Source organism: Ensifer sp. LC163 (assembly GCF_001695855.1).
Classification (GTDB): Bacteria; Pseudomonadota; Alphaproteobacteria; order Rhizobiales; family Rhizobiaceae; genus Ensifer.
In genome coordinates this window covers 361034-386430 of record NZ_MBSS01000001.1, presented here as the reverse complement: position 1 = coordinate 386430, position 25397 = coordinate 361034, and the positions used below count along the sequence as shown (strand labels likewise).

General features: G+C 63.6%; 21 protein-coding genes. 18 read left to right on the top strand and 3 right to left on the bottom strand.

Annotated elements, in window-relative coordinates:
- From murG to murB, 3 genes are read left to right on the top strand one after another with little or no spacing between them, the layout of a single operon-like run.
- On the top strand, nt 1–1125 hold the full coding sequence (gene murG, locus BC360_RS01915) for an undecaprenyldiphospho-muramoylpentapeptide beta-N-acetylglucosaminyltransferase (RefSeq protein WP_065794037.1): 1125 nt from the start codon (nt 1–3) through the stop codon (nt 1123–1125).
- On the top strand, nt 1122–2531 hold the full coding sequence (gene murC, locus BC360_RS01910; protein ID WP_065794036.1) for a UDP-N-acetylmuramate--L-alanine ligase: 1410 nt from the start codon (nt 1122–1124) through the stop codon (nt 2529–2531). Before murG ends, murC begins: the two co-directional genes overlap by 4 nt.
- 2 nt (nt 2532–2533) lie before the next feature.
- The gene (murB, locus tag BC360_RS01905) at nt 2534–3508 is read left to right on the top strand and encodes a UDP-N-acetylmuramate dehydrogenase (RefSeq protein WP_065794035.1); all 975 of its coding nucleotides are present in this window, start codon (nt 2534–2536) and stop codon (nt 3506–3508) included.
- An 835-nt stretch (nt 3509–4343) separates the two neighbouring features.
- Here murB and BC360_RS01900 read toward each other — a convergent pair.
- Complete coding sequence (locus BC360_RS01900) at nt 4344–5654, bottom strand: MFS transporter (RefSeq protein WP_065786790.1); 1311 nt, start codon at nt 5652–5654, stop codon at nt 4344–4346.
- Between the two features lie 323 nt (nt 5655–5977).
- Between BC360_RS01900 and aqpZ the strand changes: the two genes are divergently transcribed.
- The 9 genes from aqpZ to ligA all read left to right on the top strand — a co-directional run bounded on the left by aqpZ (nt 5978) and on the right by ligA (nt 18562).
- Nucleotides 5978–6703 (top strand): aquaporin Z, encoded by a 726-nt coding sequence (aqpZ, locus tag BC360_RS01895; RefSeq protein ID WP_065786791.1) that lies wholly within the window; start codon nt 5978–5980, stop codon nt 6701–6703.
- Nucleotides 6704–7077: 374 nt separating this feature from the next.
- Nucleotides 7078–8004: a D-alanine--D-alanine ligase gene (locus tag BC360_RS01890; RefSeq protein ID WP_065794034.1), complete on the top strand. Its 927-nt coding sequence runs from the start codon at nt 7078–7080 to the stop codon at nt 8002–8004.
- The gene (gene ftsQ, locus BC360_RS01885; protein ID WP_274533900.1) at nt 8001–8942 is read left to right on the top strand and encodes a cell division protein FtsQ; all 942 of its coding nucleotides are present in this window, start codon (nt 8001–8003) and stop codon (nt 8940–8942) included. The genes BC360_RS01890 and ftsQ overlap by 4 nt, the downstream gene beginning before the upstream one ends.
- The gene (gene ftsA, locus BC360_RS01880; RefSeq protein ID WP_065786794.1) at nt 8939–10270 is read left to right on the top strand and encodes a cell division protein FtsA; all 1332 of its coding nucleotides are present in this window, start codon (nt 8939–8941) and stop codon (nt 10268–10270) included. The genes ftsQ and ftsA overlap by 4 nt, the downstream gene beginning before the upstream one ends.
- Nucleotides 10271–10376: 106 nt before the next feature.
- Nucleotides 10377–12149 carry a cell division protein FtsZ gene (gene ftsZ / locus BC360_RS01875; protein WP_065794032.1) on the top strand — a complete coding sequence of 591 codons (1773 nt, stop codon included), beginning with the start codon at nt 10377–10379 and terminating at the stop codon, nt 12147–12149.
- A gap of 337 nt (nt 12150–12486) precedes the next feature.
- The gene (lpxC, locus tag BC360_RS01870) at nt 12487–13440 is read left to right on the top strand and encodes a UDP-3-O-acyl-N-acetylglucosamine deacetylase (protein WP_065794031.1); all 954 of its coding nucleotides are present in this window, start codon (nt 12487–12489) and stop codon (nt 13438–13440) included.
- 172 nt (nt 13441–13612) lie between these two features.
- Nucleotides 13613–14479, top strand: a complete 867-nt coding sequence (locus BC360_RS01865) for an outer membrane protein assembly factor BamD (RefSeq protein ID WP_065786797.1) — start codon at nt 13613–13615, stop codon at nt 14477–14479.
- A gap of 20 nt (nt 14480–14499) precedes the next feature.
- On the top strand, nt 14500–16173 hold the full coding sequence (gene recN, locus BC360_RS01860; protein WP_065794030.1) for a DNA repair protein RecN: 1674 nt from the start codon (nt 14500–14502) through the stop codon (nt 16171–16173).
- A 235-nt stretch (nt 16174–16408) separates the two neighbouring features.
- Nucleotides 16409–18562 carry an NAD-dependent DNA ligase LigA gene (ligA, locus tag BC360_RS01855; protein ID WP_065794029.1) on the top strand — a complete coding sequence of 718 codons (2154 nt, stop codon included), beginning with the start codon at nt 16409–16411 and terminating at the stop codon, nt 18560–18562.
- Nucleotides 18563–18623: 61 nt separating this feature from the next.
- Here ligA and BC360_RS01850 read toward each other — a convergent pair whose 3' ends face one another.
- Nucleotides 18624–19034 (bottom strand): VOC family protein, encoded by a 411-nt coding sequence (locus BC360_RS01850; RefSeq protein WP_065794028.1) that lies wholly within the window; start codon nt 19032–19034, stop codon nt 18624–18626.
- A gap of 150 nt (nt 19035–19184) precedes the next feature.
- Nucleotides 19185–20114, bottom strand: a complete 930-nt coding sequence (locus BC360_RS01845) for a LysR family transcriptional regulator (RefSeq protein WP_065786801.1) — start codon at nt 20112–20114, stop codon at nt 19185–19187.
- Nucleotides 20115–20223: 109 nt separating this feature from the next.
- Here BC360_RS01845 and BC360_RS01840 point away from each other — a divergent pair, with 109 nt between their 5' ends.
- The 6 genes from BC360_RS01840 (at nt 20224) to BC360_RS01815 (ending at nt 25395) form a co-directional block, all read left to right on the top strand.
- Nucleotides 20224–20976 (top strand): 3-oxoacyl-ACP reductase family protein, encoded by a 753-nt coding sequence (locus tag BC360_RS01840; protein ID WP_065786802.1) that lies wholly within the window; start codon nt 20224–20226, stop codon nt 20974–20976.
- A gap of 125 nt (nt 20977–21101) precedes the next feature.
- The gene (locus tag BC360_RS01835; RefSeq protein WP_065794027.1) at nt 21102–21701 is read left to right on the top strand and encodes an NADPH-dependent F420 reductase; all 600 of its coding nucleotides are present in this window, start codon (nt 21102–21104) and stop codon (nt 21699–21701) included.
- 247 nt (nt 21702–21948) lie between these two features.
- On the top strand, nt 21949–22335 hold the full coding sequence (locus BC360_RS01830) for a VOC family protein (RefSeq protein WP_065786804.1): 387 nt from the start codon (nt 21949–21951) through the stop codon (nt 22333–22335).
- Between the two features lie 246 nt (nt 22336–22581).
- A complete protein-coding gene (gene panC, locus BC360_RS01825) occupies nt 22582–23457 on the top strand; it encodes a pantoate--beta-alanine ligase (protein WP_065794026.1) in 876 nt (291 codons plus the stop codon).
- Between the two features lie 2 nt (nt 23458–23459).
- Nucleotides 23460–24281: a 3-methyl-2-oxobutanoate hydroxymethyltransferase gene (panB, locus tag BC360_RS01820; RefSeq protein ID WP_065786806.1), complete on the top strand. Its 822-nt coding sequence runs from the start codon at nt 23460–23462 to the stop codon at nt 24279–24281.
- 394 nt (nt 24282–24675) lie between these two features.
- Complete coding sequence (locus BC360_RS01815) at nt 24676–25395, top strand: AzlC family ABC transporter permease (protein ID WP_065794025.1); 720 nt, start codon at nt 24676–24678, stop codon at nt 25393–25395.
- Nucleotides 25396–25397: the final 2 nt, after the last annotated feature.

Here is a 25397-nt window from a genome sequence, read left to right as displayed (position 1 = left end):
ATGACCAAAGGTATCATCCTTCTTGCCGCCGGGGGTACCGGCGGCCATCTGTTTCCAGCCGAGGCGCTTGCCCATGAGCTGAAGGCCAGCGGCTATTCGGTGCATCTGGTGACCGACAGCCGCGCCGAGCGTTTTGCCGGCAAGTTCCCGGCCGATGAGGTGCATGTGGTGCCGTCGGCGACGATCGGCTCGAAGAACCCCATCCATGTCGTACGCTCGCTGTGGACGCTCTGGACCGGCATGCGCGCCGCGCGCCGGCTGATCTCCCGGTTGCGGCCGAAAGCCGTCGTCGGCTTCGGCGGCTACCCGACCGTGCCGCCGCTTCTGGCGGCAACGGGCATGGGCGTGCCGTCGATGATCCATGAGCAGAACGCGGTGATGGGCCGTGCCAACAAGGCGCTCGCCTCCCGCGTCAAGGCGATTGCCGGCGGTTTCCTGCCCGAGGGCACCGGCGCCTTTGCCGGAAAGACGGTGACGACAGGCAACCCGGTACGCCCCGCCGTGCTCGAGGCTGCCAAGGTCCCCTATGGCGCGGCCGCCGGCGAGGCGCCGTTCCATCTCGTCGTCTTCGGCGGCAGCCAGGGCGCGCAATATTTTTCGAAGGCGATCCCGCAGGCGATCTGCCGTCTCGACGATGGGCTTCGCCAGCGGCTGAAGGTGACGCAGCAGGCGCGCCCGGAAGATCGCGACGGTGTCATCGCCACCTATGAGAAGCTCGGCGTTCCCGCCGACGTCTCGCCGTTCTTCACCGACATGGCCGAGCGCATCGCCGGCGCCCAGCTCGTGATCTGCCGCTCGGGCGCCTCGACGGTTTCCGAGCTTGCCGTCATCGGCCGGCCGGCGATCCTCGTTCCCTACCCTTACGCCCTCGACCACGATCAGGCGGCCAATGCCGCGGCGATTGCCGCCAAGGGTGGGGCAAAGGTGATCGTGCAGGCGGAACTGACCGCCGAACGCCTTGCCGGCATTCTTGCCGATGCCATGGCCAATCCGCAATCGCTGGCGCAGATGGCCGCCAATGCGCGCGAAACCGGCAAGCCTGACGCCGCGCGCTTGCTTGCATCCATGGTTGAGGCTATTGCCAGCGGTTCGACAGTCGAGAAATTCAGGGAAACACGCTCATGAAAATGCCGAAGACGATCGGTCTGGTCCATTTTATCGGTATCGGCGGTATCGGCATGAGCGGCATTGCCGAGGTGCTGCATAATCTCGGTCACCGGGTGCAGGGCTCCGACCAGTCCGACAGCGCCAATGTCCAGCGCCTGCGCGACAAGGGCATCAAGGTGTTCGTCGGCCACAAGGCCGAGAACATCGGCGATGCCGAAGTCGTCGTCGTTTCGACCGCGATCAAGAAGGACAATCCCGAACTGATCGCGGCACGTGAAAAGCTGCTGCCGGTCGTGCGCCGCGCCGAAATGCTGGCCGAGTTGATGCGCTTCCGCAATGCGATCGCCATCGGCGGCACCCACGGCAAGACGACGACGACCTCGATGGTTGCCGCCCTCCTTGATGCCGGCGAGCTCGACCCGACCGTGATCAACGGCGGCATCATCAATGCCTACGGCACCAATGCCCGCATGGGCGAGGGCGAGTGGATGGTGGTCGAGGCCGACGAGTCCGACGGCACGTTCCTCAAGCTGCCTGCCGATGTCGCCGTCGTCACCAATATCGACCCGGAACATCTCGACCACTACGGCAATTTCGATGCCGTGCGAGCCGCCTTCCGCCAGTTCGTCGAGAACGTGCCGTTCTACGGCTTTGGCGTGCTCTGCCTCGATCACCCCGAGGTGCAGGCCATGGTCAGCAAGATCGAGGACCGCAAGGTCGTCACCTATGGCGAAAACCCGCAGGCCGACGTCCGTTTCCACAACATCCGCATGGACGGCGCCACCTCCGTCTTCGACATCGAGATCCGCCGTCGCCGCACCGGCCAGGTGATCACGATGAAGGACCTGCGCCTGCCGATGCCCGGCCGCCACAATGTGTCGAACGCCACGGCCGCAATCGCGGTTGCGCAGCGCCTCGGCGTCAGCCCCGAGGCGATCGCCAAGGGGCTCGCCTCCTTCGGCGGCGTCAAGCGGCGCTTCACTTTTACCGGCGACTGGAACGGCGTGCGTGTCTATGACGACTACGGCCATCATCCGGTCGAGATCAAGGCCGTGCTCAAGGCGGCGCGCGAGGCGTGCCAGGGCCGAATCATCGCCGTGCACCAACCGCACCGCTACTCGCGCCTTGCGAGCCTGTTCGAAGATTTTTCCGCCTGCTTCAACGACGCCGACACGGTCCTGATCGCGCCGGTCTACGCGGCCGGCGAGGAGGCAATCGACGGCGTCAATGCCGAAGAACTCGTCAACCGCATCAAGGCCGGCGGTCATCGCGACGCCCGGTACGTGGTTGGCCCCGAAGCAATCGCGCCGGTTGTCAGCAAGATTGCGCAGCCGGGTGATTTTGTGGTTCTCTTGGGGGCTGGTAGCATCACCTACTGGGCCGCCGCCTTGCCACGGGAACTCGCAGACATTTCAGGAAATTGAGCATGAAACAGGTCAACGGTCATAAACTACTCGAAGCACTCGGAAGCGGAATAAGCGACGTTCGCGGCCGCATCACGCCCGACGCGCCGATGGATCGCGTGACCTGGTTCCGCGCCGGCGGCCTTGCCGAGCTGATGTTCCAGCCGCACGATACCGACGATCTGGTCACCTTCCTGAAGCTGGTTCCTGCTGACGTGCCGGTCATGGTCATGGGCGTCGGCTCCAACCTGCTGGTTCGCGACGGCGGCATTCCGGGCGTCGTCATCCGGCTGTCGGCCAAGGGCTTCGGCGATCTCGAACTCGTCGGCGAGAACCGCATCAAGGCCGGCGCCATCTGCCCGGACAAGAACATTGCGGCGATGGCGCTCGATAACGGCATCGGCGGCTTCTATTTCTACTATGGCATTCCCGGCGCGATCGGCGGCGCCCTGCGCATGAACGCCGGCGCCAACGGCACCGAGACGTGCGAGCGCGTCGTCGAAGTGCATGCGGTCGATCGTCAGGGCAACACGCATGTGCTGTCGAATGCTGACATGGGCTACGGCTATCGCCACTCCTCGGCGCCCAAGGACCTGATCTTCACGCATGCCATCTTCGAAGGTTATCCCGAGGACAAGAACAAGATCCGCACCGACATGGACGCCGTGCGCCAGCATCGGGAAACCGTGCAGCCGATTCGCGAAAAAACCGGCGGCTCGACCTTCAAGAACCCGGAAGGCCATTCGGCCTGGAAGCTGATCGACGAAGCGGGATGCCGCGGCATGATGATCGGCGGCGCGCAGATGTCGCCGCTGCACTGCAACTTCATGATCAATACCGGACAGGCGACCGGCTACGAGCTGGAATATCTCGGCGAGACCGTGCGCAACCGCGTGCTTGAACATTCAGGCGTTCGGCTCGATTGGGAGATCAAGCGCATCGGCACCTTCATGCCGGGCTACGAGATCAAGGAATTCCTCGGCCGCGGCATCGCCTGAGGCTGAAGGATAATTCAACGGGAAGGGCCGCAGCGGTGACGCTGCGGCCTTTTTTGTTTGTCTGGTGCCTCCCTGGGGCGGTTTCCTTTTCAGGCGAGCAATGCCGGCCTTCTCCGTCATGCTCGGGCTTGACCCGAGCATCCACGACGTCAGGTCGTCCCGCTTGCGCCAAGGCTGGATCCTCGGGTCAAGCCCGAGGATGACGGGAGGAGGGGCCGAGGATGACGGGAGGAGAGGCTGACGGGAGGAGAGGCCGAGGCCGATGGGCGCAGATGTTGAGGCTGACCGGGTGAGGCGTCGAGGCAACGGGGGAGACGTGGAAGTCGGCGGGAAGAGCGGGCGGACGACCCTCCAATGAATTCAAAGGGCGCCGGGGCATCGCTGCGGCTTTTGACCTTGTTTGCCGAGCCCTGTTCCGAACAGTCCCGTTCTCTCCGTCATGCTCGGGCTTGACCCGAGCATCCACGGCCCCAGGTCGTCCCTCTTGCACGGAGGCTGGATCCTCGGGTCAAGTTCGAGGATGACGGGAGGAGAGGTCGAGCTTGACGGGAGGAGAGGTCGAGCTTGATGGGAGGAGACGTTGAGGCTGATGGCATGACACGTCATAGCGGCGGGAGGAGAGGTCGAAGCTGGGGAGGCGGACAACCCTGTCGTCAATGGAAAGGGCCGCAGCGTTGCCGCTGCGGCCCTTCTTTTTCGGGTGTCTGACGCGCTACAGCGCCGCGCGTCAAATATGACGCGTAAAGGACGGTGTAACGCCTTAAATCTGCTGCATAATTTGCTCCTTAAATCGAAGCCGATTTAAGGAATTATGCAGTAGCGTGGCCGACCCTGATCAGGCCGAGACCTCTTCCTCCGAGGAGAGCACGAGGCATAGAAGCGTGATCGCAGCGGCCGCCAGCAGGTAGTAGCCGACATGGTCGAGGCTGTAGTTGGTCGCAAGCCAGGTGGCGATATAGGGTGCTAGCGACGCGCCGAAGATGCCGGCGAGGTTGAAGGTCATGGACGCACCGGTATAGCGCACCGAGGTCGGGAACGGGGCGGCGAGCGCAGCACCAATCGGACCATAGGTGAGCCCCATCAGGCCGAGGCCGAGGATGGAGAACAGGAAGGCGCCGCCGAGGCCGCCGGCCAAAAGCGGCGCCATGACCAGGCCGAAGGCGCCGATGCCGATTGTGGTGACGATCAGCACCAGGCGGCGGCCGTAGCGGTCCGACAGGATGCCCGAAACCGGGATCATCAGGCCGAAGAAGACGACGCCGGTCATCTGCACCACGAGGAACTGCTCACGCGAATAGCCGAGCTTGGCCGTGCCCCAGGACAGCGAGAACACCGTCATCAGGTAGAACAGCACGAAGGTGGCGAGCGCCACGAAGGTGCCGAGCACGAGGCTGCGCTTGTGGAAACGGAAGATCTGCGCGATCGGAACCTGGACGCGCTCGTGCTTGTCGATCGCCTTCTGGAATTCCGGCGTCTCGGTGATCTTCAGGCGCACATAAAGACCGACGATGACCAGCAGGATGCTGGCAATGAAGGGCACCCGCCATCCCCAGGCGAGGAAGGCCTCGTCGGTCATCATTTCGCCAAGGATGAGGAAGGTGCCGGCCGACAGGATGAAGCCGATCGGTGCGCCGAGCTGCGGGAACATGGCGTACCACGTTCGCTTGCCTTCCGGCGCATTCTCGGTGGCGAGCAGCACTGCGCCGCCCCATTCGCCGCCGAGACCGAGACCCTGGCCGAAACGGCAAAGGGCGAGCAGCAGGGGGGCTGCGACGCCGATCGACGCGTAGGTCGGAAGCAAGCCGATGACGACGGTGGAAATGCCCATGGTCATCAGTGCTGCCACCAGCGTCGCCTTGCGGCCGACCTTGTCGCCGAAGTGGCCGAAGATCACGGCACCGAACGGGCGGGCGAAGAAGGCGATGGAGAAGGTCGCGAAGGACTGCAGCATGGCCGATGTCGGATCGGCCGTCGGGAAGAAGAGATGCGGGAATACGAGCACCGCTGCGGTGGCGTAAACGTAGAAGTCGAAGAATTCGATGGTCGTGCCGACGAGGCTGGCGAACAGCACCCGGGCAGGGGAGTTCACTGCCGGCGTCTGCAACGCGCTATCCTTCGGCGACAGGGAGGTTGTCGCGTCTGTCATTGTTGTCGTTCCTGATATGGATGTCATGCCGTCTTGGGAGGCGGTCGAGGCGTCTTAACGCAAGTTTCGGCACGATGAAACCCTGAAGTCGTAAGAAATGCGAACGAATCCGAGGGGTGGCGCAGCATTCTTCCAGAGCTGCACGGCTGAGACGGATTGCAGCTCCTGCCGCTTTCAAAATAGGCAGATCAGTGAGGGGCCGGTGTCCGATTTCGTGTTTTACGGGCGATGAAGTCATTGTCACAACCGGGGTTGACCGGAATCAAAATGTGGCAAACTCTGGGCAATTGAAGCGATCGGCTTCGTTTTTCAGGAGCGAATGCATGTTCAAGAAGCTTTCTGCGGAATTTCTCGGTACATTCTGGCTCGTTTTCGGCGGTTGCGGCAGTGCCGTGCTGGCAGCTGCTTTTCCGGCGGTCGGTATCGGCCTGCTCGGTGTCTCCTTCGCCTTCGGCCTGACTGTTCTGACCATGGCCTATGCGGTCGGCGGGATTTCCGGCGGGCATTTCAACCCGGCCGTCTCCGTTGGTCTGACGGTCGCGGGCAAGTTCCCGGCCGCCAATCTCATCGGCTACATCATCGCCCAGGTGCTGGGTGCGATCGTCGCGGCAGCCGTGCTTTACATCATTGCCAGCGGCAAGGCGGACTTCCAGCTCGGTGGCTTTGCCGCCAATGGCTATGGCGAACATTCGCCCGGCGGCTATTCGCTGACCGCCGCGCTGGTGATGGAGGTGGTGATGACCTTCTTCTTCCTGTTCATCATTCTTGGCGCCACCCATGGCCGCGTGCCATCCGGCTTTGCGCCGATCGCCATCGGTCTGGCGCTGACGCTGATCCATCTGGTGTCGATCCCGGTCACCAATACGTCGGTCAATCCGGCCCGTTCGACGGGGCAGGCGTTGTTCGTCGGAGACTGGGCACTGGCGCAGCTTTGGCTCTTCTGGCTGGCGCCGATCGTCGGGGCGGCGATCGCCGGAATCGTCTGGAAGATTGTCGGCGAAGACGACTTATCGCTCGCGCATAATTCCCTTAAAGCGGAATCGGCTTAACGGGAGAATTATGAAGCAAGTTTGAGCTGTTCAGCGTCCTCGGCGCATCACGTTCGACGCGTGGTGCTGTCAGCTGAAAGACGGTCAATCGTTAAGGTCCCGCACTGAACTGGTGCGGGGCCTTCATTTTTTAGCAGCTTTTGTTTTGCGTAAACAGGCGCTGACAACACGCTGATTTTGCGCCAGAAAGTGTTGTATTCGCAGCGTTTTCGGGCGCAGCCGTCGATCGTTTCCCGACTAAGGTTAACAAAAGTAAACGGTTCATTAACTATAATGCCGCTCTAGTGCCCCCGATGGCCACCGGTGACTCGCGATGCCGGAATCAGCCAGGCGCAAGCAAGCGTTGCGATAGTGGCGTATTTTCGGGGGTATGAATGAACGGCAAGCATGTAGCTGTCCTTATGGGCGGATTTTCTTCGGAGCGACCGGTGAGCCTGTCGTCCGGGGCTGCTTGCGCCGATGCTCTGGAAGCGGAAGGTTTCCGCGTTACGCGTGTAGACGTCGCGCGCGACATCGCTTCGGTTCTTGCCGAACTGCGCCCGGATGTCGCCTTCAATGCCCTGCATGGCCCCTTCGGTGAAGATGGTACGATCCAGGGCATTCTCGAATATCTGGAGATTCCCTACACCCATTCCGGCGTTCTGGCTTCGGCGCTCGCCATGGACAAGGCGCAGGCGAAATACGTTGCCGCCGCCGCCGGTATCCCGGTCGCCGACGCGCTGGTGATGGATCGCCAGGGCTTTGGCCCGAAGCACCCGATGCCGCCGCCTTACGTCGTCAAGCCCGTCCGTGAGGGCTCAAGCTTCGGCGTCGTCATCGTCAAGGAGGACCAGTCGCACCCGCCGCAGGTCGTCACCTCGAGCGAGTGGCGCTACGGCGACCGAATCATGGTCGAGCGTTATGTCGCCGGCCGCGAGCTCACCTGCGGCGTCATGGGCGACAGGGCGCTTGGCGTCACCGAGATCATCCCGCAGGGCCACGCCTTCTACGATTATGATTCCAAATACGTAAAAGGTGGCTCGCAGCACGTCATTCCGGCACAGGTTTCACCAAATATTTACCAAAAAATACAAACACTCGCATTGAAGGCGCATCAGGCAATCGGTTGCCGTGGCGTCAGCCGATCCGACTTTCGCTTCGACGACCGTATTTCCGGTGAAGGCGAACTGATCTGGCTGGAAATCAACACCCAGCCCGGCATGACCCCGACCTCCCTTGTGCCTGAAATGGCCCAGCATGCGGGCCTTGGTTTTGGCGAGTTTCTGACTTGGATGGTGGAGGACGCTTCGTGCTTGCGGTGAGGGGCAAAAGGGCCAAGAGAGTTCGTGACCCGCTGGGCGCAGTTGCTGCCGAGGCCGATGGCGCACGCGTTCTGCCGCGGCCGCTTCGCAAGGCCGTTCGCTTTCTGGTCAGCCTCGGCACCGGGCGCATCCGCTTTCCCGCCCATACCGGAACGATCGCTGCAGTCGCTTTCTTTGCCGCCACCGGCTTTTACGGCATGTCGCTCGGCGGCCACACGCAGAACGTCGCGCAGGCTTCGACGACCGCGGCCGGCTTTGCCATCGAGGACGTGCGCGTCTCCGGCAACGAGCAGACGTCAGAGATCGATATCCTGCAGCAGCTTGGCCTGGACGGCACGACGTCGCTGGTCGCGCTCGACATCGTCGAGGCGCGCAAGCTGATCGCCGAACTGCCCTGGGTGCAGGGCGTCACGGTCCGCAAGGTCTATCCCAGCACGATCGAAGTGACGCTGACCGAGCGCAAGGCCTTCGGCATCTGGCAGCACGGCTCCGACCTGTCGCTGATCGAGCGCAGCGGCAGCGCGATCGCGCCGCTGCGCGACAACAAGTTTGCAGCCCTGCCGCTGTTCGTCGGCCGCGACGCCGAGACGGCTGCGGCTGATTTCTACGACGAGTTTTCCCGCTGGCCGGAGATCCGCTCGCGGGTGAAGGCCTTCGTGCGCGTTGCCGGCCGCCGCTGGGACCTGCGTCTCGACAACGGCATCGTCGTCAAGCTGCCGGAACACGATGTCGCCCGCGCGATGCAGGTTCTGTTCGAGATGGAAAGCCAGCACCAGCTGCTCGAGCGCGACATCGCCGCCGTCGACCTGCGGCTGGAAGATCGAACCACAGTTCAATTGACGCCGGATGCGGTCACCCGGCGCGAAGTTGCCTTGAAGGCGAGGGACAAGATGCTGAAGGCGCAAGAGACGGAGAAGAAGAAAGAGGGGCGGATATGAGTTTGTTCGGATCCTCCAGCTTTGGCCTGCCGCGCCTGAAGCCGCTTTCTTCGAAGCGGTCTCATGTCGTCTCGGTGCTGGATATCGGCTCGACGAAGATCGTGTGCATGATCGGCCGGCTGACGCCGCGCGCCGAAAGTCAGATCCTGCCGAACCGCACGCATAGCGTCGAGATCATCGGCATCGGCCATCAGAAATCCCGCGGCGTGAAGAACGGCGTCGTCGCCGATCTCGATGCCGTCGAAAGCGTCGTGCGGCTCGCCGTCGATGCGGCCGAGCGCATGGCCGGCCTCACCATCGACAGCCTCATCGTCAACATCTCCGCCGGCCGCCTGCAGAGCGACGTCTATACCGCGACCATCGATCTCGGTGGCCAGGAAGTCGACGCCAGCGACCTGAAGAAGGTGCTGTCGGCCGCCGGCCAGCAATCGCTGCGCTCCGACCGTGCCATCCTGCATTCGCTGCCGACCGGCTTTTCGCTCGACGGCGAGCGCGGCATCCGCGATCCGCTGGCCATGTTCGGCGACGTTCTCGGCGTCGACATGCACGTGCTGACCGCCGAGCGGGCGGCGCTGAAGAATCTCGAACTTTGCGTCAACCGAGCGCATCTCTCGGTCGAGGGCATCGTCGCGACGCCCTATGCCAGCGGTCTGGCGGCTCTTGTGGATGACGAAGTCGAACTCGGCTGCGCCGCGATCGACATGGGTGGCGGCACGACGACGATCTCGGTTTTTGCCGAAGGCAAGCTGGTTCATGCCGACGCGGTTAGCCTCGGCGGCCACCATGTGACGACGGATCTGGCGCGCGGTCTTTCGACCCGCATCGAAGACGCCGAACGGCTGAAGGTCGTGCACGGCTCGGCCCTGCCCAACAGCGCCGATGAACGCGACATCGTCTCGGTCCCGCCGATCGGCGAGGACGACCGCGACCAGCCGACCCACGTGCCGCGCGCGCTGGTGTCGCGGATCGTGCGCGCCCGCATCGAGGAAACGCTGGAGCTCATCCGTGATCGCATCCAGCGCTCGGGCTTCAGCCCGATCGTCGGCAAGCGCATCGTGCTGACGGGCGGCGCCAGCCAGTTGACCGGGCTGCCGGAGGCGGCACGCCGCATCCTGGCGCGCAACGTTCGCATCGGCCGCCCGCTCGGCGTTTCCGGGCTGCCGGCGGCTGCCAAGGGACCGGCGTTCTCCACGGCCGTCGGTCTGATGATCTATCCGCAGGTCGCCGACCTCGAAACGCATGCGGCCCAGGGCGGCATGTTCTCGTCGCTCGGCAACGGCAACGGCCGCATCGCCCGCATGGGGCAGTGGCTGAAAGAGAGTTTTTGAGTAGAGCGGGCGCCGAACAGGGACGGCGCCCGGTGAAGACAAAGTTGGAATTTCAAGGATTTGGCCGGCTCGGCAAGGCGGCCAGAAAACAGAAGGAACGGGTACTATGACTATCAACTTGCAGAAGCCGGATATCACGGAGCTGAAGCCCCGCATCACCGTCTTTGGTGTTGGCGGCGGCGGCGGCAATGCCGTCAACAACATGATCACCGCGGGTCTGGAAGGCGTCGACTTCGTCGTTGCCAACACGGACGCGCAGGCGCTGACCATGACCAAGGCAGAACGGATCATCCAGATGGGTGTCGCCGTGACCGAGGGCCTCGGCGCCGGCTCGCAGCCGGAAGTCGGCCGCGCAGCCGCGGAAGAGTGCATCGACGAGATCATCGATCACCTGCACGGCACCCACATGTGCTTCGTCACCGCCGGCATGGGCGGCGGCACCGGCACCGGTGCAGCCCCGATCGTCGCGCAGGCCGCCCGCAACAAGGGCATCCTGACCGTCGGCGTCGTCACCAAGCCATTCCATTTCGAAGGCCAGCGCCGCATGCGGCTCGCCGACCAGGGCATTGCCGAACTGCAGAAGTCGGTCGACACCCTGATCGTCATCCCGAACCAGAACCTCTTCCGCATCGCCAATGACCGCACGACGTTTGCCGATGCGTTCGCAATGGCCGACCAGGTTCTCTACTCGGGCGTTGCCTGCATCACCGACCTCATGGTCAAGGAAGGTCTCATCAACCTCGACTTCGCCGACGTCCGCTCGGTGATGCGCGAAATGGGCCGCGCCATGATGGGCACCGGCGAAGCCTCGGGCGAGGGCCGCGCAATGGCTGCCGCCGAAGCTGCGATCGCCAACCCGCTGCTTGACGAAACCTCGATGAAGGGCGCACAGGGCCTGTTGATCTCGATCACCGGCGGCCGCGACCTGACGCTGTTCGAACTCGACGAAGCTGCGACCCGCATCCGCGAAGAAGTCGATCCGGACGCCAACATCATCCTCGGCGCCACATTCGACGAAGAACTCGAAGGCCTGATTCGCGTATCGGTCGTTGCCACCGGTATCGATCGCACGGCCGCGGAGGTGGCCGGTCGTTCGGCTGACTTTCGTTCGGTAGCAGCACAGAAGCCGATCGTTCGTCCGTCCGCAGCCATTCCGGCACAGCAGCCGGCGGTTGCCCACCACCAGCCCGCTCCGGTCCAGCAGCCGGTCGCCCAGCCGGTGCAGCAGCAGCAGAATTCCGTCGACCAGATCGCGCTTGCGATCCGCGAAGCGGAAATGGAACGCGAACTCGACATCGCGACCCGTGCAGCCACCCAGGCTCCGGCGCCGGTGCAGCCGGCTCACGAGGACTTTCGTCCCCAGAGCAAGCTTTTTGCCGGTGCAGCACCCGTAGAAGCCGCTCCGGTCATGCGCCAGCCGGCTCCGGTTCAGCGTCCGGTCGAAATGCCGGTTCACGCACAGGTCCAGCCGCAGCCGGTCCAGCGCCAGGAGCCGATCGCTCCGGTCGTGCGCCAGCAGGCCGAGCCGGTTCGCATGCCGAAGGTCGAGGACTTTCCGCCTGTTGTAAAGGCCGAGATGGACCAGCGCGCCCAGCCGGCGCCGCAGATGCAGGAAGAGCGCGGGCCCATGGGCCTTCTCAACCGCATCACCAGCTCGCTCGGCCTGCGCGACAGGGAAAGCCACAGCGTGGCCGCCGACATGACGGCCGGTGCGCCGGCCGCCGCTTCCCAGCAGCGCCGTCCGCTGTCGCCGGAAGCCAGCCTCTATGCGCCGCGTCGCGGCCAGCTTGACGATCACGGTCGCGCCGCTCCGCAGGCGCGCTCGCACGAAGATGATCAGCTCGAGATCCCGGCGTTCCTGCGCCGTCAATCGAACTGATTTGAAGGCCCGTTCCTTCACCTTGCCGAATGCCCGGGCTACCGCCCGGGCATTTTTGCATTTCAATCATTGTTTCAATAGGTTGCTTCGTTCGATCCGACCGTCGCACATGCGTAACAAAGCGAAACGAACAGTGATTTGGAATGGTGCCTCAGAACCTCTATTTTCAGACTCGGAATTGGGGATGCATGCGATTCGATCACGCGCTGTCTGTTTGAAACGCAGAGTTCCGGCCTTTGTGCCGAAACTCTCGGGCGCCTTTGTTGTGCCCTGAAAACCGCTGCATCCGCCTGATGTTTGGGCCTCATGGCCATAGGTATTGAAAGTGAAGACGAGAATGGGAATCGAACTGCTCGGGTTTCAGACCACGATCGCTAGCCCGGTAACGCTCAAGGGAATTGGCGTTCATTCCGGCGCCGAGGTGGAGATCACCTTTCATCCGGCCGAAGCCGATGCGGGCATCGTTTTCCAGCGCGTTCTCGCCAATGGCCGCGTGAGCGAGTTCAAGGCGGTTTCCTCGCAGGTCGGCAACACCGATCTCTGCACTGTCCTCGGCATGTCGCCGGCCACCTCGATCGCAACGATCGAGCATGTGATGGCCGCGATCTACGCGCTCGGCCTGGACAACCTCACCATCGAGGTTCACGGCGCCGAGATGCCGATCATGGACGGCAGCTCCGAACCCTTCATCGATGCGATCGAGCAGGTTGGCGTCCGCGCGCTTGCCGTCAAGCGTCGCTACATCCGCGTGATCAAGCCGGTGCGAATCGAATCGGGCGCCTCCTGGTCGGAGTTCACGCCCTATGACGGCATGCGCTTCGAGGTCGAGATCGATTTCGATTGCCCGCTCATCGGTCGCCAGGCCTGGAAGGGCGACATGACGCCTTCGGTGTTCAAGCGTGAACTGTCGCGTGCCCGCACCTTCGGCTTCATGCGCGATGTCGAGCGCCTCTGGGCTGCCGGTTACGCGCTCGGATCGTCGCTGGAGAACTCGGTCGTGATCTCCGACGACAATACGGTCGTCAATGTCGAGGGCCTTCGCTACACCGACGAATTCGTGCGCCACAAGACGCTCGACGCCGTTGGCGACCTGTCGCTCGCCGGCGCACCGTTCATCGGCTGCTACCGTTCCTATCGCGGCGGCCACAAGATGAACGCAAATGCGCTCAAGGCTCTGCTCAGCGATCCGACCGCCTACGAGGTCGTCGAAACCGCCACGCCACGCCAGCGCACCCGTGCGCGCGACATGGTTGCGGTTGCAGTTCCGGGCTTCGCGCCCTGGTCCGCATAACAACAAAAGGACTATCTCCTCCAGTCGCCGGCCGAAAGGCCGGCATTTTCATGTCGGCGCCGCCACAAATTTGCATGAATCACCGATCATGACGTTGCGGTCTTGAGGCAACTTGCTCTAAAAGCGCATGTCTGGCGGGGTCCATGCCCGCAGAATGGAACGGGAATATCCGATGGTTCTTGCAGTTTCTGTTGATTTGAGAAAGTCAGCGCGTGTGTTCGCCGTGGTAGTCGCGGCCGTTGCCGGCAGCGCCCTGATTACAGCCTGCCAGAACGATCCCGATATCGATATCACCAAGCTGACGGCCGAGACCGATCCGCCGGAGGTGCTGTACAACCAGGGTCTCGCCAACCTCAATGCCGGCAAGACCACGGAAGCGGCGCGCAAGTTCGAAGCGCTCGACCGGCAGCATCCGTTCTCCGAATACGCTCGTAAGGCGCTGGTGATGAACGCCTTCGTCAGCTATCGCAACGGCCAGTACCAGGAGGCGATCAACTCCACCGGGCGCTACCTGAACCTCTATCCGCAGTCGGAAGATGCGGCCTATGCGCAGTACATTCAGGGTCTTGCCTATACCAAGCAGATCCCGGCCGTGACGCAGGACCAGAAGCCGGCCTTCAAGGCGATCGAGGCGATGCAGGCCGTCGTCGACAAGTATCCGGACTCGCAATATGTCGAGGATGCCCAGGCGAAGATCCGCTTTGCCCGCGACCAGCTCGCCGGCAAGGAAATGCAGGTCGGCCGCTACTACCTCGAGCGCAAGGAATACCTTGCCGCCGTGTCGCGCTTCCGCACCGTCGTCGAGCAGTATCCCAATACCAACCAGGTCGAAGAAGCGCTGGCCCGTCTGGTCGAAGCCTATTACGCAATGGGCGTGACCTCCGAAGCGCAGACCGCTGCCGCCGTTCTCGGACACAACTATCCGGACAGCCAGTGGTATAATGATTCGTTCAAGCTGTTGCAGTCGGGCGGCCTCGAACCGCGCGAAAGCGGCAGTTCCTGGATTGCGCGCGCAGGCAAGAAGCTGATCGGCGCCTGACACGGAAGATTTGACCCCGGATGCTCGCCCAGATCTCGATCCGCGATATCGTCCTGATTGAACGGCTTGATCTGGCGTTCGAGGCCGGACTGTCCGTGTTGACCGGCGAGACCGGCGCGGGAAAATCCATTCTGCTCGACAGCCTGTCGCTGGCCCTTGGTGGGCGCGGCGACGGCTCACTCGTGCGCCACGGCTCGGACAAGGGGCAGGTGACGGCGGTGTTCGACGTGCCGATGGGGCACTCAGCGCGGCTGATGCTGCGCGACAACGGCATCGACGATGACGGCGATCTGATTTTCCGTCGGGTGCAATCGGCCGATGGCCGCACCAAGGCATTCGTCAACGACCAGCCGGTCAGCGTCCAGCTGATGCGGCAGCTCGGCCAGACGCTGGTCGAAATCCACGGACAGCACGACGATCGCGCGCTGGTCGATATCGACGCCCACCGCACGCTGCTCGATGCCTTCGGCGGCACCACCGACGAGGCCGAGCAGGTCTCCGGCCTCTATCGTGCCTGGAAGGATGCCGAACGCGGACTGAAAAAGCACCGCGAACGTGTCGAGGCCGCCGCCCGCGAGGCGGACTATCTGCGCTCCTCGGTCGAGGAGCTGGAAAAGCTCAGCCCGCGCGATGGCGAAGAGGACGAGCTTGCCGAAAAGCGCGCCCGGATGATGAAGTCCGAGCGCATCGCCGGCGACATCAACGAAGCCTCCGAATTCTTGAACGGCAATGGATCGCCGGTTCCGCTGATCGCCTCGCTGGTGCGCCGGCTGGAGCGCAAGAGCCACGAGGCGCCGGGGCTGCTGGAAGAGACCGTCGAGCTTCTGGACGGGGCGCTGAACCAGCTTTCCGACGCGCAGATGGCCGTCGAGCGGGCGCTGCGCAACACCGAATTCGACCCGAAGGAGCTGGAGCGGGTGGAGGAACGGCTGTTTGCGCTTCGTGGCGCCAGCCGCAAATATTCCGTGCCGGTCGCCGAGCTTCCGGCGCTGGCCGTCCGGATGATTTCTGATCTGGCCGACCTCGATGCCGGCGAAGAGAAGCTGAAGCAGCTCGACGCACAGGTGGGCGCCGCACGGGTGGCCTTCGATGCTGCCGCGCGCACCTTGTCCGAAAAGCGCCAGAACACCGCATCGGCGCTCTCGGCTGCGGTCATGGCCGAGCTTCCGGCGCTGAAGCTCGAGCGCGCCCGCTTCATGGTCGAAGTTCAGAGCGATGCGGCGCAGCCGACCGCCGATGGCATCGATCTCGTCGAATTCCATGTCCAGACCAACCCGGGCACCCGGCCGGGGCCGATCATGAAGGTGGCTTCGGGCGGCGAACTTTCACGCTTCCTGCTGGCGCTGAAAGTGGCGCTTGCCGATCGCGGCTCGGCGCCGACGCTCGTCTTCGATGAAATCGACACCGGGGTCGGTGGCGCTGTGGCCGATGCTATCGGCCAGCGGCTGAAACGGCTTTCCGGCACCGTGCAGGTGCTTTCGGTCACCCACGCGCCGCAGGTGGCCGCACGCGCGGCAACGCATCTCTTGATCTCCAAGGGACCGTCGGCGGAAAAGGCCGAGATGATCTCGACCCGCGTCGCCCGCATGGACGACAGGGCCCGCACCGAGGAAATCGCCCGCATGCTCGCCGGTGCCTCGATCACCGAAGAGGCGAGGGCCGCTGCCGCCCGGTTGCTTTCCGGCAACGGTTAGGGCCGTCTGACGGCATCGGCGCTGTCATCGAGCCAAGCGTCGCCTTAGCCGGATGATCGTGCAATGGCGGTTGCTCTTTTCTTTCCCGGCAGTTGCTCTACAGCGCCGCGCGTCAAATATGACGCGCAAAGGACGCTGTAACGCTTTAAACTTGCTGCATAATTTTATCCTTAAATCGATTCCGATTTAAGGAATTATGCAGTAAAAAACGACTCCCAATCCGGAGTCGTCGCGCATGTCCAGTGAACTGAAACCCGTCGAGAATCTGAACGAAACGGAAGCCGCCGAGGCGCTGGCCCTTCTCGCCTCCGAGCTTGCCCGCCACGACGCGCTCTATCACGGCAAGGACGCGCCGGAGATCACGGATGCGGACTATGATGCGCTGAAACGGCGCAACGACGCGATCGAGGCACGGTTCCCGGCGCTCATCCGCGAGGACAGCCCGTCGAAGAAGGTCGGCGCGGCACCATCCGTCACCTTCCAGCCGGTCGTTCATGCCCGGCCGATGCTGTCGCTCGACAACACGTTTTCCGACGAGGACGCCCGCGATTTCGTCGCTTCCGTCTACCGCTTTCTCGGCCTGCTGCCGGACAATTCCATCGCCTTTACCGCCGAACCGAAGATCGACGGCCTCTCCATGTCGCTGCGCTACGAGAACCGGCGACTGGTGACGGCGGCAACGCGCGGTGATGGCACGACCGGTGAAAACGTCACCGCCAATATCCGCACCATCGGCATGATCCCGCAGACGCTGCCGGCTGGCGCGCCCGATATCGTCGAGGTGCGGGGCGAAATCTACATGGGCAAATCGGACTTCGCCGCCCTCAACGCCGAGATGGCAGCGCTCGGCAAGCCGCTCTACGTCAATCCGCGCAACACCGCTTCCGGCTCGCTGCGCCAGCTCGACGCCAAGGTGACGGCCAGCCGCAAGCTGCGCTTCTTCGCCTATGCCTGGGGCGAGATGTCGGACATGCCGGCCGATACGCAATTCGGTATGGTCGAGGCGTTCAAGGCCTGGGGCTTCCCGGTCAACCCGCTGATGCAGCGGATTTCGTCCGCCGACGAACTGCTGGCGCACTACCACCACATCGAGCGCGAACGGCCTGATCTCGATTACGATATCGACGGTGTGGTCTACAAGGTCGACCGGCTCGACCTGCAGGCGCGGCTCGGCTTCCGCTCGCGCTCGCCCCGCTGGGCGACGGCGCATAAGTTCCCGGCCGAGCAGGCGTTTACGCGGCTGACCGCCATCGACATCCAGGTGGGGCGCACCGGCGCGCTGACGCCGGTGGCAAGGCTGGAGCCGATCACCGTCGGCGGCGTCGTCGTCACCAACGCCACGCTGCACAACGAGGATTACATCAGAGGGCTCGGCAACAGCGGCGAGCCGATCCGCGAGGGCCGCGACATCCGCATCGGCGACATGGTGATCGTCCAGCGGGCCGGCGACGTCATCCCGCAGATCGTCGACGTGGTGATGGACGAGCGCAAGGAGGGCAGCGAGGCTTATCGTTTTCCGGCGACATGCCCGGTCTGCGGCAGCCATGCGGTGCGCGACATCAACGAGAAGTCCGGCAAGGTCGACGCGGTGCGCCGCTGCACCGGCGGCTTCGTCTGCCGGGCGCAGGCGGTCGAGCACCTCAAGCATTTCGTCTCGCGCAATGCCTATGACATCGAAGGGCTCGGCTCCAAGCAGATCGAGTTCTTCTTCGAGAGCGAGGATCCGACGCTGTCGATCCGCACGGCCGCCGACATCTTCACGCTGGAGAAGCGGCAGGAGACGTCCCTGACGAAGCTCGAAAACATCGACGGCTTCGGTCGCGTCAGCGTGCGCAAACTCTATGACGCCATCGACACGCGCCGCTCGATCGCGCTTCATCGCTTCATCTACGCGCTCGGCATTCGCCATGTCGGCGAGACCACGGCCAAGCTGCTGGCGCGCTCCTATGGCAGCTACGAGCATTTCGGCGCGGCCATGAGCGAAGCCGGCACCTTGGCCGGCGATGCCTGGAACGAACTCAACAGCATCGACGGTATCGGCGAAGTCGTCGCCCGCGCCATCGTCGAATTCTACAAGGAGCCGCGCAACCTGGAAGTCGTCACGCGGCTGCTTGCCGAAGTCACGCCCGAAGGCGCGGAGATACCGGTTGCGAGTGACAGCCCGGTCGCCGGCAAGACCGTTGTCTTTACTGGTTCGCTGGAAAAGATGACGCGCGACGAAGCCAAGGCCAAGGCCGAAAGCCTCGGCGCCAAGGTAGCAGGCTCCGTGTCGAAGAAGACCGATATCGTTGTCGCCGGTCCGGGGGCGGGCTCAAAGCTCGACAAGGCGCGCGAACTCGGCGTGCAGACGATGGACGAGGACGAATGGCTGGCGCTGATCGGGGGCTGATGCCCCCGAAAATGCCCGCCGCTTTTAGCGGCGGGCGCAACCCAAGGGGCATTGCGTCAGATCAGGAAGCCTGCTGCTGGGCGGCTTCCTGGTCCATCCACATGAATTCCCAGACGTGGCCGTCGAGATCCTGGAAGCTGATGCCGTACATGAAGCCGTAGTCGAGCGCAGGCTTCCAGGGCTTGGCACCGGCAGCGAGTGCCTTGGCGAGCATGTCGTCGCATTCGGCGCGGCTTGAAGCGGAAAGGGCGGTGATGACCTCGGTGCCCTTTCTGGCGTCGCTGATCTCGCCGGTGATGAAGTCGCGGAACTTCGGTTCAGTCAAAAGCATGACGAAAATATTGTCCGAGATCACCGTGCAGGCGGCCGTGTCGTCGGAGAACTGCTCGTTGAAGGTGAAGCCGAGTGCGGCGAAAAAGGTCCGCGATGCCTTCAGGTCCTTGACGGGCAGGTTCACAAAAATCATGCGCATGGAATGCTCCTCGTAGGGGATTTTCTTGATTGGACATAACTAGGACGTTCGGTGGGACCCGCAGCCGACAGCCGGTCAGACATTTTTTTGAGGAATGCGATGTGTCCCCGCTGATGTGGAGCACAATCGGAGGCTTTCAGCCACCCATGTTTACCTGAGGCTGCCGGCAAATCGCTCGGCAAGGCGGTGGCGTTTGAAATGCTCGGCAACGAAGTCGACGAAGACGCGGGCCTTTGCCGGTAACAGTGTCCGGCTGCCATAATAGATCGAGATCGGGCCGGCGTCGGCGTACCATTTCGGCGCTAGGCGCACGAGGGCGCCGCTGTCGAGATGGGCGAGCACATCGGGAACGGCCACCAGGGTAACTCCGAGGCCGAGCAGGGCCGCCCGGCACATGGCGGCGGGATCGCTGAGCACGATGGTTTCGCGCGGCGCAGCGCTCATCTCGTCGCCGGCGGCGTTGCGCATCGTCCAGTGGCGGATGCGGCCGGTACGGGTGGCGCGCATGACGATGCCATCAAGGTCGGCGAGCCCTGAAGGGTCGACGGGCAGGGGGCGGTTCTTGAGGAAGGCGGGTGAGGCGACGGCAATGATGTGCGCCGGCGCGATCGGTCGCGAGACGATGCCCGGCGAAAGTTCGAAGCCGCCGCCGATCGCCGCGTCGAAGCCTTCGGCGACCAGATCCACCTGCCGGTTGTCGAACTGCCAGTCGATGCGGATCGACGGGTATTTCTCAAGAAAAGCCGGCATCAGCGGCAGGATATGGTCGACGCCGAAGGTGGGGCTGAGGCTGACCTTGAGCAAACCAGCCGGCGCGCCACTTTCGCCCGCTATGCCTGCGATCGCGCTTTGCAGCCCCTCGAGATTGTCGCGGATGGCCGCGAGGAAACGTTCGCCTTGCTCCGTCAGCGTCAGCTTGCGGGTCGATCGATGAAACAGTCGCACGCCAAGGTTCCGTTCCAGCATCGCCACGTTGCGGCTGACAGCCGCCGGCGTCAGCGCCAGCTTGCGCGCCGCACCGGAGAAGCCGCCGAGTTCGGCGCTGCGGACGAAGGATTCGAGATTGGCCAGTGTTTCCATGATTAAATATTCAAGCAATCGTTGAAGATGATGAAAGTAATTGCTGACTTATGTTAGCGGAATGAAATGGCAATATCCACTCCATCGAAACGCTGAAGGAGTGAAGCTCATGTCCGAGAATAGAAAGACGCTTGCAGGCAAGGTGGCGCTGGTTACCGGCGGCTCGCGCTCGATCGGCGCCGCCGTCGCCAGGCGGCTGGCCACAGACGGTGCGGCCGTCGCCATCACCTATCACGGCTCGCCGGAGAAGGCGGCCTCCGTGGTGGCTGAGATCGAGGCTGAGGGTGGCCGCGCCGTTGCCATCAAGGCGGATGCAGGCGATGCCGGCGCGATGCGCGCTGCCGTCAATCAGGCGGCAGATGTGCTGGGCGGTGTCGATATCCTCGTCAACAATGCCGGCATCGCGCTCGGCGGGTCGATCGACGAGATCACCGACGAGGACTACAACCGAATGATCGCCGTCAACGTCACCGGCGTCTTCGTCGCCACCCAGGAAGCGGTGCGCAACATGAAGCCGGGCGGCCGCGTCATCCACATCGGCTCGTCAATGGTGCGCTATGCCGCCTTTCCGACTGCCTCGCTCTACACGCTGACCAAGGGCGCTGTCGCCGGCTTCAACCGCAGCCTGGTGCGCGATCTCGGCCCCCGGGGCATCACCGTCAACACCGTGCATCCCGGCCCGACCGACACCGACATGAACCCGGATGGCGGCCCCGTCTCCAAGATCGTCGGCCCCGGCATGGCGATCGGCCGCTATGGCAAGCCGGAGGAGATCGCCAGCGTCGTTTCCTATCTGGCAAGCCCGGAGGCGGCCTTCGTCACCGGCGCCGACATCGTCGCCGACGGCGGCTTTACCGCCTGACCGATCGGCATCGACAGGCAGCGGGCGCGCAAACGGCGCCCGCTACCGCCTACCAACCCTGATCAGCCGCTGCAGCCCTTGGAGATCGGCTGCTTTCCTAAGCGGCCGCACAAAGGAGAATGTCCATGTCCATCGGTATCATCGGATCCGGCAATATCGGATCGGCCTTCGCCCGGGCGCTGGCCAAAGCATCGATCCCTGCAATCATCGCCAACAGCCGCGGCCCGGAAAGCCTGAGGGTGCTCGCCGGCGAACTCGCACCCTTCATCACTGCCGGCACGCGGGAAGAGGCGGCAAGCGCCGATATCGTGCTCGTTGCCGTCAACTGGTCGAAGCTGCCGACGGCGCTTGCGGGCCTGCCCGACTGGAACGGCCGCATCGTCATCGACGCCAACAACCCGATCGAGGCGCCGCTGTTCAAGCCGGCGCAGCTCGATGGCCGATTGTCGAGCGAGGTCTTTGCCGGGCTCGTACCCGGCGCCCGCGTCGTCAAGGCATTCAACCACCTGCTGCCGCCGCTCCTTTCCGGCGACCCGAAGGCCGAAGGCGGCAGCCGCGTGCTGTTCTTCTCCGGTGATGATGACGCCGCAAAGGCAGAGGTCGCAGCGCTGATCGACAGCCTCGGTTTCTTCGGCATCGACCTCGGGTCGCTGGCGATCGGCGGCAGGCTGGTGCAGTTCCCGGGCGGGCCGCTGCCGGCGCTCAATCTCGTCAAGTTCGGGTGAGGGGAGAAGCCTAAGCCGATCGGCAGCGGTGCAAGTCGATGGGCCGCGCAGATATGCATTCGGCTTGGTGCAACGACGATTGCGGGGCGGCTTGGCCGTCTCGCAAGGCAGTGGTTCGTGCCGGGATCCGTATCATTTGCACAGCGAGCGGTTCTGACGGATGCTCCGTGGCCTGAACTTCGCGCAAAGGCGGTGCAGCGAATAATGCTGGCGACGTCAGCCAGCGCTCATGATGTGAGGGGATACCATGCGTTTGAACCAGGTGACGGTGACGATGCCCGATCTCGATGCGGGGTGGGAATTCTACCGCACGCTCGGTCTCCGGCCGATCGTCGATGCGCGGCCGCATTACGTGCGCTTCGTCTGCCCGGATGGCGGCAGTTCGTTTTCACTGCATCAGGGCGAAGCGGGCAGCGGCGGGACCACCGTCTATTTCGAGTGCGACGATCTGGATCTGACCGTCAGCCGGCTGATCGAGGCCGGCATCCTGTTTGCCAGCAGCCCCGCCGACAAGAGCTGGCTTTGGCGGGAGGCCGAAGTCTTCGATCCCGCCGGCAACCGCATCGTGCTCTATTTCGCAGGAGCCAACCGGCTTGATCCGCCGTGGCGGGTGCCGAGTTCTACGGGCCAGTGAGCCCGAGCGTGCCAGATGGCTTGGGCCCGTTCAGGCCGCGCGGCACGCTCGCCGATCTGCGATGGGTCGGCGATGACCGGGTTCGTCCCGTTCGCGGCGGCACCAATTCCGTTTGTCTTTTTGCGCTGCACAAGATAGAGGTTTGCAGCCAAATTTTGTGCAATTGCCTTTTCGCGGAGCCGGCCGAGCGCCCTATGCCGCGGGGCAGGGCGCGATCGGCGCCTTCGCGGATTGGAGGGTCCGGACTTGAAGACCATCACCACCATCACCGAGCTGCGCGCAGCCCTTGCCGAATACCGGCGGGCGGGCAAGACGGTCGGGCTCGTGCCGACCATGGGCTATCTGCATGTCGGCCATATGGAGCTCGTGCGTCGTGCGCGCGGCCAAAACGACGTGGTCGTTGCCAGCATCTTCGTCAATCCGCTGCAGTTCGGTCCCAACGAAGACCTCAGCAAATATCCGCGCGATCTCGCTCGCGACCAGGCGATGCTTGAGGAGGGCGGCGTCGACTTTCTGTTTTCGCCCGGCGTATCCGACATGTATCCGCGCCCGATGGAAACGGTCGTCGACGTGCCGAAGCTCGGCTCCGAGCTTGAAGGCTCGGTGCGCCCCGGCCATTTTGCCGGCGTTGCGACCGTCGTTACCAAGCTGTTCAACATCGTGCAGCCTGACCGCGCCTATTTCGGCGAGAAGGATTTCCAGCAGCTGCAGATCATCCGCCGCATGGTCGAGGATCTCGCCCAGCCGGTGGAGATTATCGGCGTGCCGACAGTGCGCGAGGCCGACGGGCTCGCCTGTTCGTCGCGCAATGTCTACCTCAACACTGAGGAGCGCCAGGCGGCTGCCATCGTGCCGAAGGCGCTTGCCGAGGCCGAACGGCTGGTCGCGTCCGGGATCACCGATGTCGCCGAACTGGAACGGGCCGTGACGGCCTTTCTTTCCGCGGAGCCGCTGGCCCGACCCGAGGTCGTGGCGCTGCGCGACCCCGACACGCTCGAAACCATTGGCGCGATCGGCGCCAAGCCGGTGCTCCTGCTGCTCTTCGTCCGCTTCGGCACGACGAAGCTGCTCGACAACCGCGTGATTGCTCCGAAATCAGCCCATTTTGCAAAGGTTGCCTGAGAATGAGCGTACAAACTTCCAGACGCCGCCTGAGCCCTGCCAATATCGAGGCGCTGAAGGGCGAGCGCCCGATTGTCAGCCTGACCGCCTATACGACACCGATCGCCCGGCTGCTCGATCCGCATGTCGATTTCCTGCTGGTCGGCGATTCGCTCGGCATGGTGCTCTATGGCCTCGACACCACAGTCGGCGTCACGCTCGACATGATGATCGCCCATGGCCAGGCGGTCATGCGCGGTTCGGAAAGCTCGTGCATCGTCATCGACCTGCCCTTCGGCTCCTACCAGGAATCCAAGGAACAGGCCTTCCGAAGTGCTGCACGCGTTCTGAAGGAAACCGGCTGTAGCGCCGTGAAGCTCGAGGGCGGCGCCGAGATGGCCGAGACGGTCGAGTTCCTCGTCAGCCGCGGCATTCCGGTTCTCGGCCATGTCGGGCTGATGCCGCAGCTCGTCAACACCACCGGCGGCTATCGCTCGGTCGGTCGCAACGAGAAGGAAGTGGCCAAGATCCGTCGCGACGCCAAGGCGATCGACGATGCCGGCGCGTTTGCGATCGTCGTCGAAGGCACGGTCGAGCCGGTTGCGCGCGAAATCACCAGCGAGTTGCGCTCGCCGACCATCGGCATCGGCGCCTCGCCGGCCTGCGACGGCCAAATCCTGGTCTCCGACGACATGCTTGGCCTGTTCAACGACTTCAAGCCGCGCTTCGTCAAGCATTTCGCCGAACTGGCGCCGGCGATCTCCAAGGCGGCCGAGGAATACGCAAACGAGGTCAAGGCGCGCACCTTCCCGGGCGTCGAGCATACGTTCCAGGTCAAGCGCTAACGCATCTTGCTTTCATGCGACTTTGCGGCGCCAAACGAACACACCGCGATTTTGTGGGGCGCAGGTTCATGCGGCTTGCGCCTTATTCCACCGGGAAGTGATCTTCGGCAAACAGAACGTCGGCGCGGACAAAACCGCCTCCGCTTGCCGGCCCGTGCGCATTTCGTTCAAGCCTGCAGCAGGCAGGCATCATAAAATTCAATCATTGCATAAGCGCAATTGAATTGTTGGTCAGGGGCGAAGCGCCTATCTGTCCGGCACAGGACGACAGCCACGCGCCGTGTCAGGCGCGCGACGGTCGTTGCAGTTTTGAAATGCTGCATGTGGCCTTGATCGATCCCGATTAAAGGCGGCATGCCGTGGGCGCCCACGGCCGGTGCCGCGGGAGGACACCATGAGAAAAGACGAATTCTGGGAAGGGGTGCGCGGCGGCTTCCCGATCATGCTGGCGGCGTCGCCGTTCGGTGCGCTGTTCGGCGCGCTTGCGGTCGACAACGGTTTTACCATCGCCGACGCCGTGTTCATGAGCGCGACGGTCTATGCCGGCGCCAGCCAGATGGTCGGCATCGAGCTGTTCGGAAACAACGTCCAGCCCTGGCTGGTGGTGCTTTCGGTCTTCGCCGTCAACTTTCGCCATGTGCTCTATTCCGCCTCGATCGCCAAGCACGTCCGGCATTTCACCCTCGTCCAGAAGTTCTTCGCCTTCTTCCTGCTGGTCGATCCGCAATATGCCGAGACCGAGAAGCGCGGCGAGCGCGGCCTGCCGGTGACCTTCCCCTGGTATCTCGGCTTCGGCCTGGTGATTTATTTCCCCTGGATCTTCAACACGCTGCTTGGCGCGATCTTCGGCCAGCTGATCGGCGATCCCAAGGCAATCGGCCTCGACGTGCTGCTGCCGATCTACTTCCTTGGCCTGGTGATGGGTTTCCGCAAGCGCGACCGCTTCCTGCCGATCGTTGCCGTTTCTGCCGTTGCCTCCGTTGCCGGCATGCATTTCGTCGGCTCGCCCTGGCATGTCAGCATCGGGGCGCTGGCGGGCATTCTGCTTGCCGCCTGCCTGCCGCCGGCCGAAACCGTGACAACAACGCCCGTCGCCATCGAGAAGGAGGCTTGAGC

What these genes read in the sequence shown, in the direction of transcription:
- BC360_RS01840 (WP_065786802.1), top strand. Translation starts at nt 20,224, where the DNA reads ATGTCCGAGAATAGAAAGACGCTTGCAGGCAAGGTGGCGCTGGTTACC.
- ligA (WP_065794029.1), top strand. Translation starts at nt 16,409, where the DNA reads ATGTCCAGTGAACTGAAACCCGTCGAGAATCTGAACGAAACGGAAGCC.
- panB (WP_065786806.1), top strand. Translation starts at nt 23,460, where the DNA reads ATGAGCGTACAAACTTCCAGACGCCGCCTGAGCCCTGCCAATATCGAG.
- BC360_RS01850 (WP_065794028.1), bottom strand. Translation starts at nt 19,034, where the DNA reads ATGCGCATGATTTTTGTGAACCTGCCCGTCAAGGACCTGAAGGCATCG.
- ftsA (WP_065786794.1), top strand. Translation starts at nt 8,939, where the DNA reads ATGAGTTTGTTCGGATCCTCCAGCTTTGGCCTGCCGCGCCTGAAGCCG.
- BC360_RS01835 (WP_065794027.1), top strand. Translation starts at nt 21,102, where the DNA reads ATGTCCATCGGTATCATCGGATCCGGCAATATCGGATCGGCCTTCGCC.
- murG (WP_065794037.1), top strand. Translation starts at nt 1, where the DNA reads ATGACCAAAGGTATCATCCTTCTTGCCGCCGGGGGTACCGGCGGCCAT.
- lpxC (WP_065794031.1), top strand. Translation starts at nt 12,487, where the DNA reads ATGGGAATCGAACTGCTCGGGTTTCAGACCACGATCGCTAGCCCGGTA.
- BC360_RS01845 (WP_065786801.1), bottom strand. Translation starts at nt 20,114, where the DNA reads ATGGAAACACTGGCCAATCTCGAATCCTTCGTCCGCAGCGCCGAACTC.
- ftsZ (WP_065794032.1), top strand. Translation starts at nt 10,377, where the DNA reads ATGACTATCAACTTGCAGAAGCCGGATATCACGGAGCTGAAGCCCCGC.
- BC360_RS01830 (WP_065786804.1), top strand. Translation starts at nt 21,949, where the DNA reads ATGCGTTTGAACCAGGTGACGGTGACGATGCCCGATCTCGATGCGGGG.
- BC360_RS01890 (WP_065794034.1), top strand. Translation starts at nt 7,078, where the DNA reads ATGAACGGCAAGCATGTAGCTGTCCTTATGGGCGGATTTTCTTCGGAG.
- BC360_RS01815 (WP_065794025.1), top strand. Translation starts at nt 24,676, where the DNA reads ATGAGAAAAGACGAATTCTGGGAAGGGGTGCGCGGCGGCTTCCCGATC.
- recN (WP_065794030.1), top strand. Translation starts at nt 14,500, where the DNA reads ATGCTCGCCCAGATCTCGATCCGCGATATCGTCCTGATTGAACGGCTT.
- BC360_RS01900 (WP_065786790.1), bottom strand. Translation starts at nt 5,654, where the DNA reads ATGACAGACGCGACAACCTCCCTGTCGCCGAAGGATAGCGCGTTGCAG.
- aqpZ (WP_065786791.1), top strand. Translation starts at nt 5,978, where the DNA reads ATGTTCAAGAAGCTTTCTGCGGAATTTCTCGGTACATTCTGGCTCGTT.
- murC (WP_065794036.1), top strand. Translation starts at nt 1,122, where the DNA reads ATGAAAATGCCGAAGACGATCGGTCTGGTCCATTTTATCGGTATCGGC.
- murB (WP_065794035.1), top strand. Translation starts at nt 2,534, where the DNA reads ATGAAACAGGTCAACGGTCATAAACTACTCGAAGCACTCGGAAGCGGA.
- BC360_RS01865 (WP_065786797.1), top strand. Translation starts at nt 13,613, where the DNA reads ATGGTTCTTGCAGTTTCTGTTGATTTGAGAAAGTCAGCGCGTGTGTTC.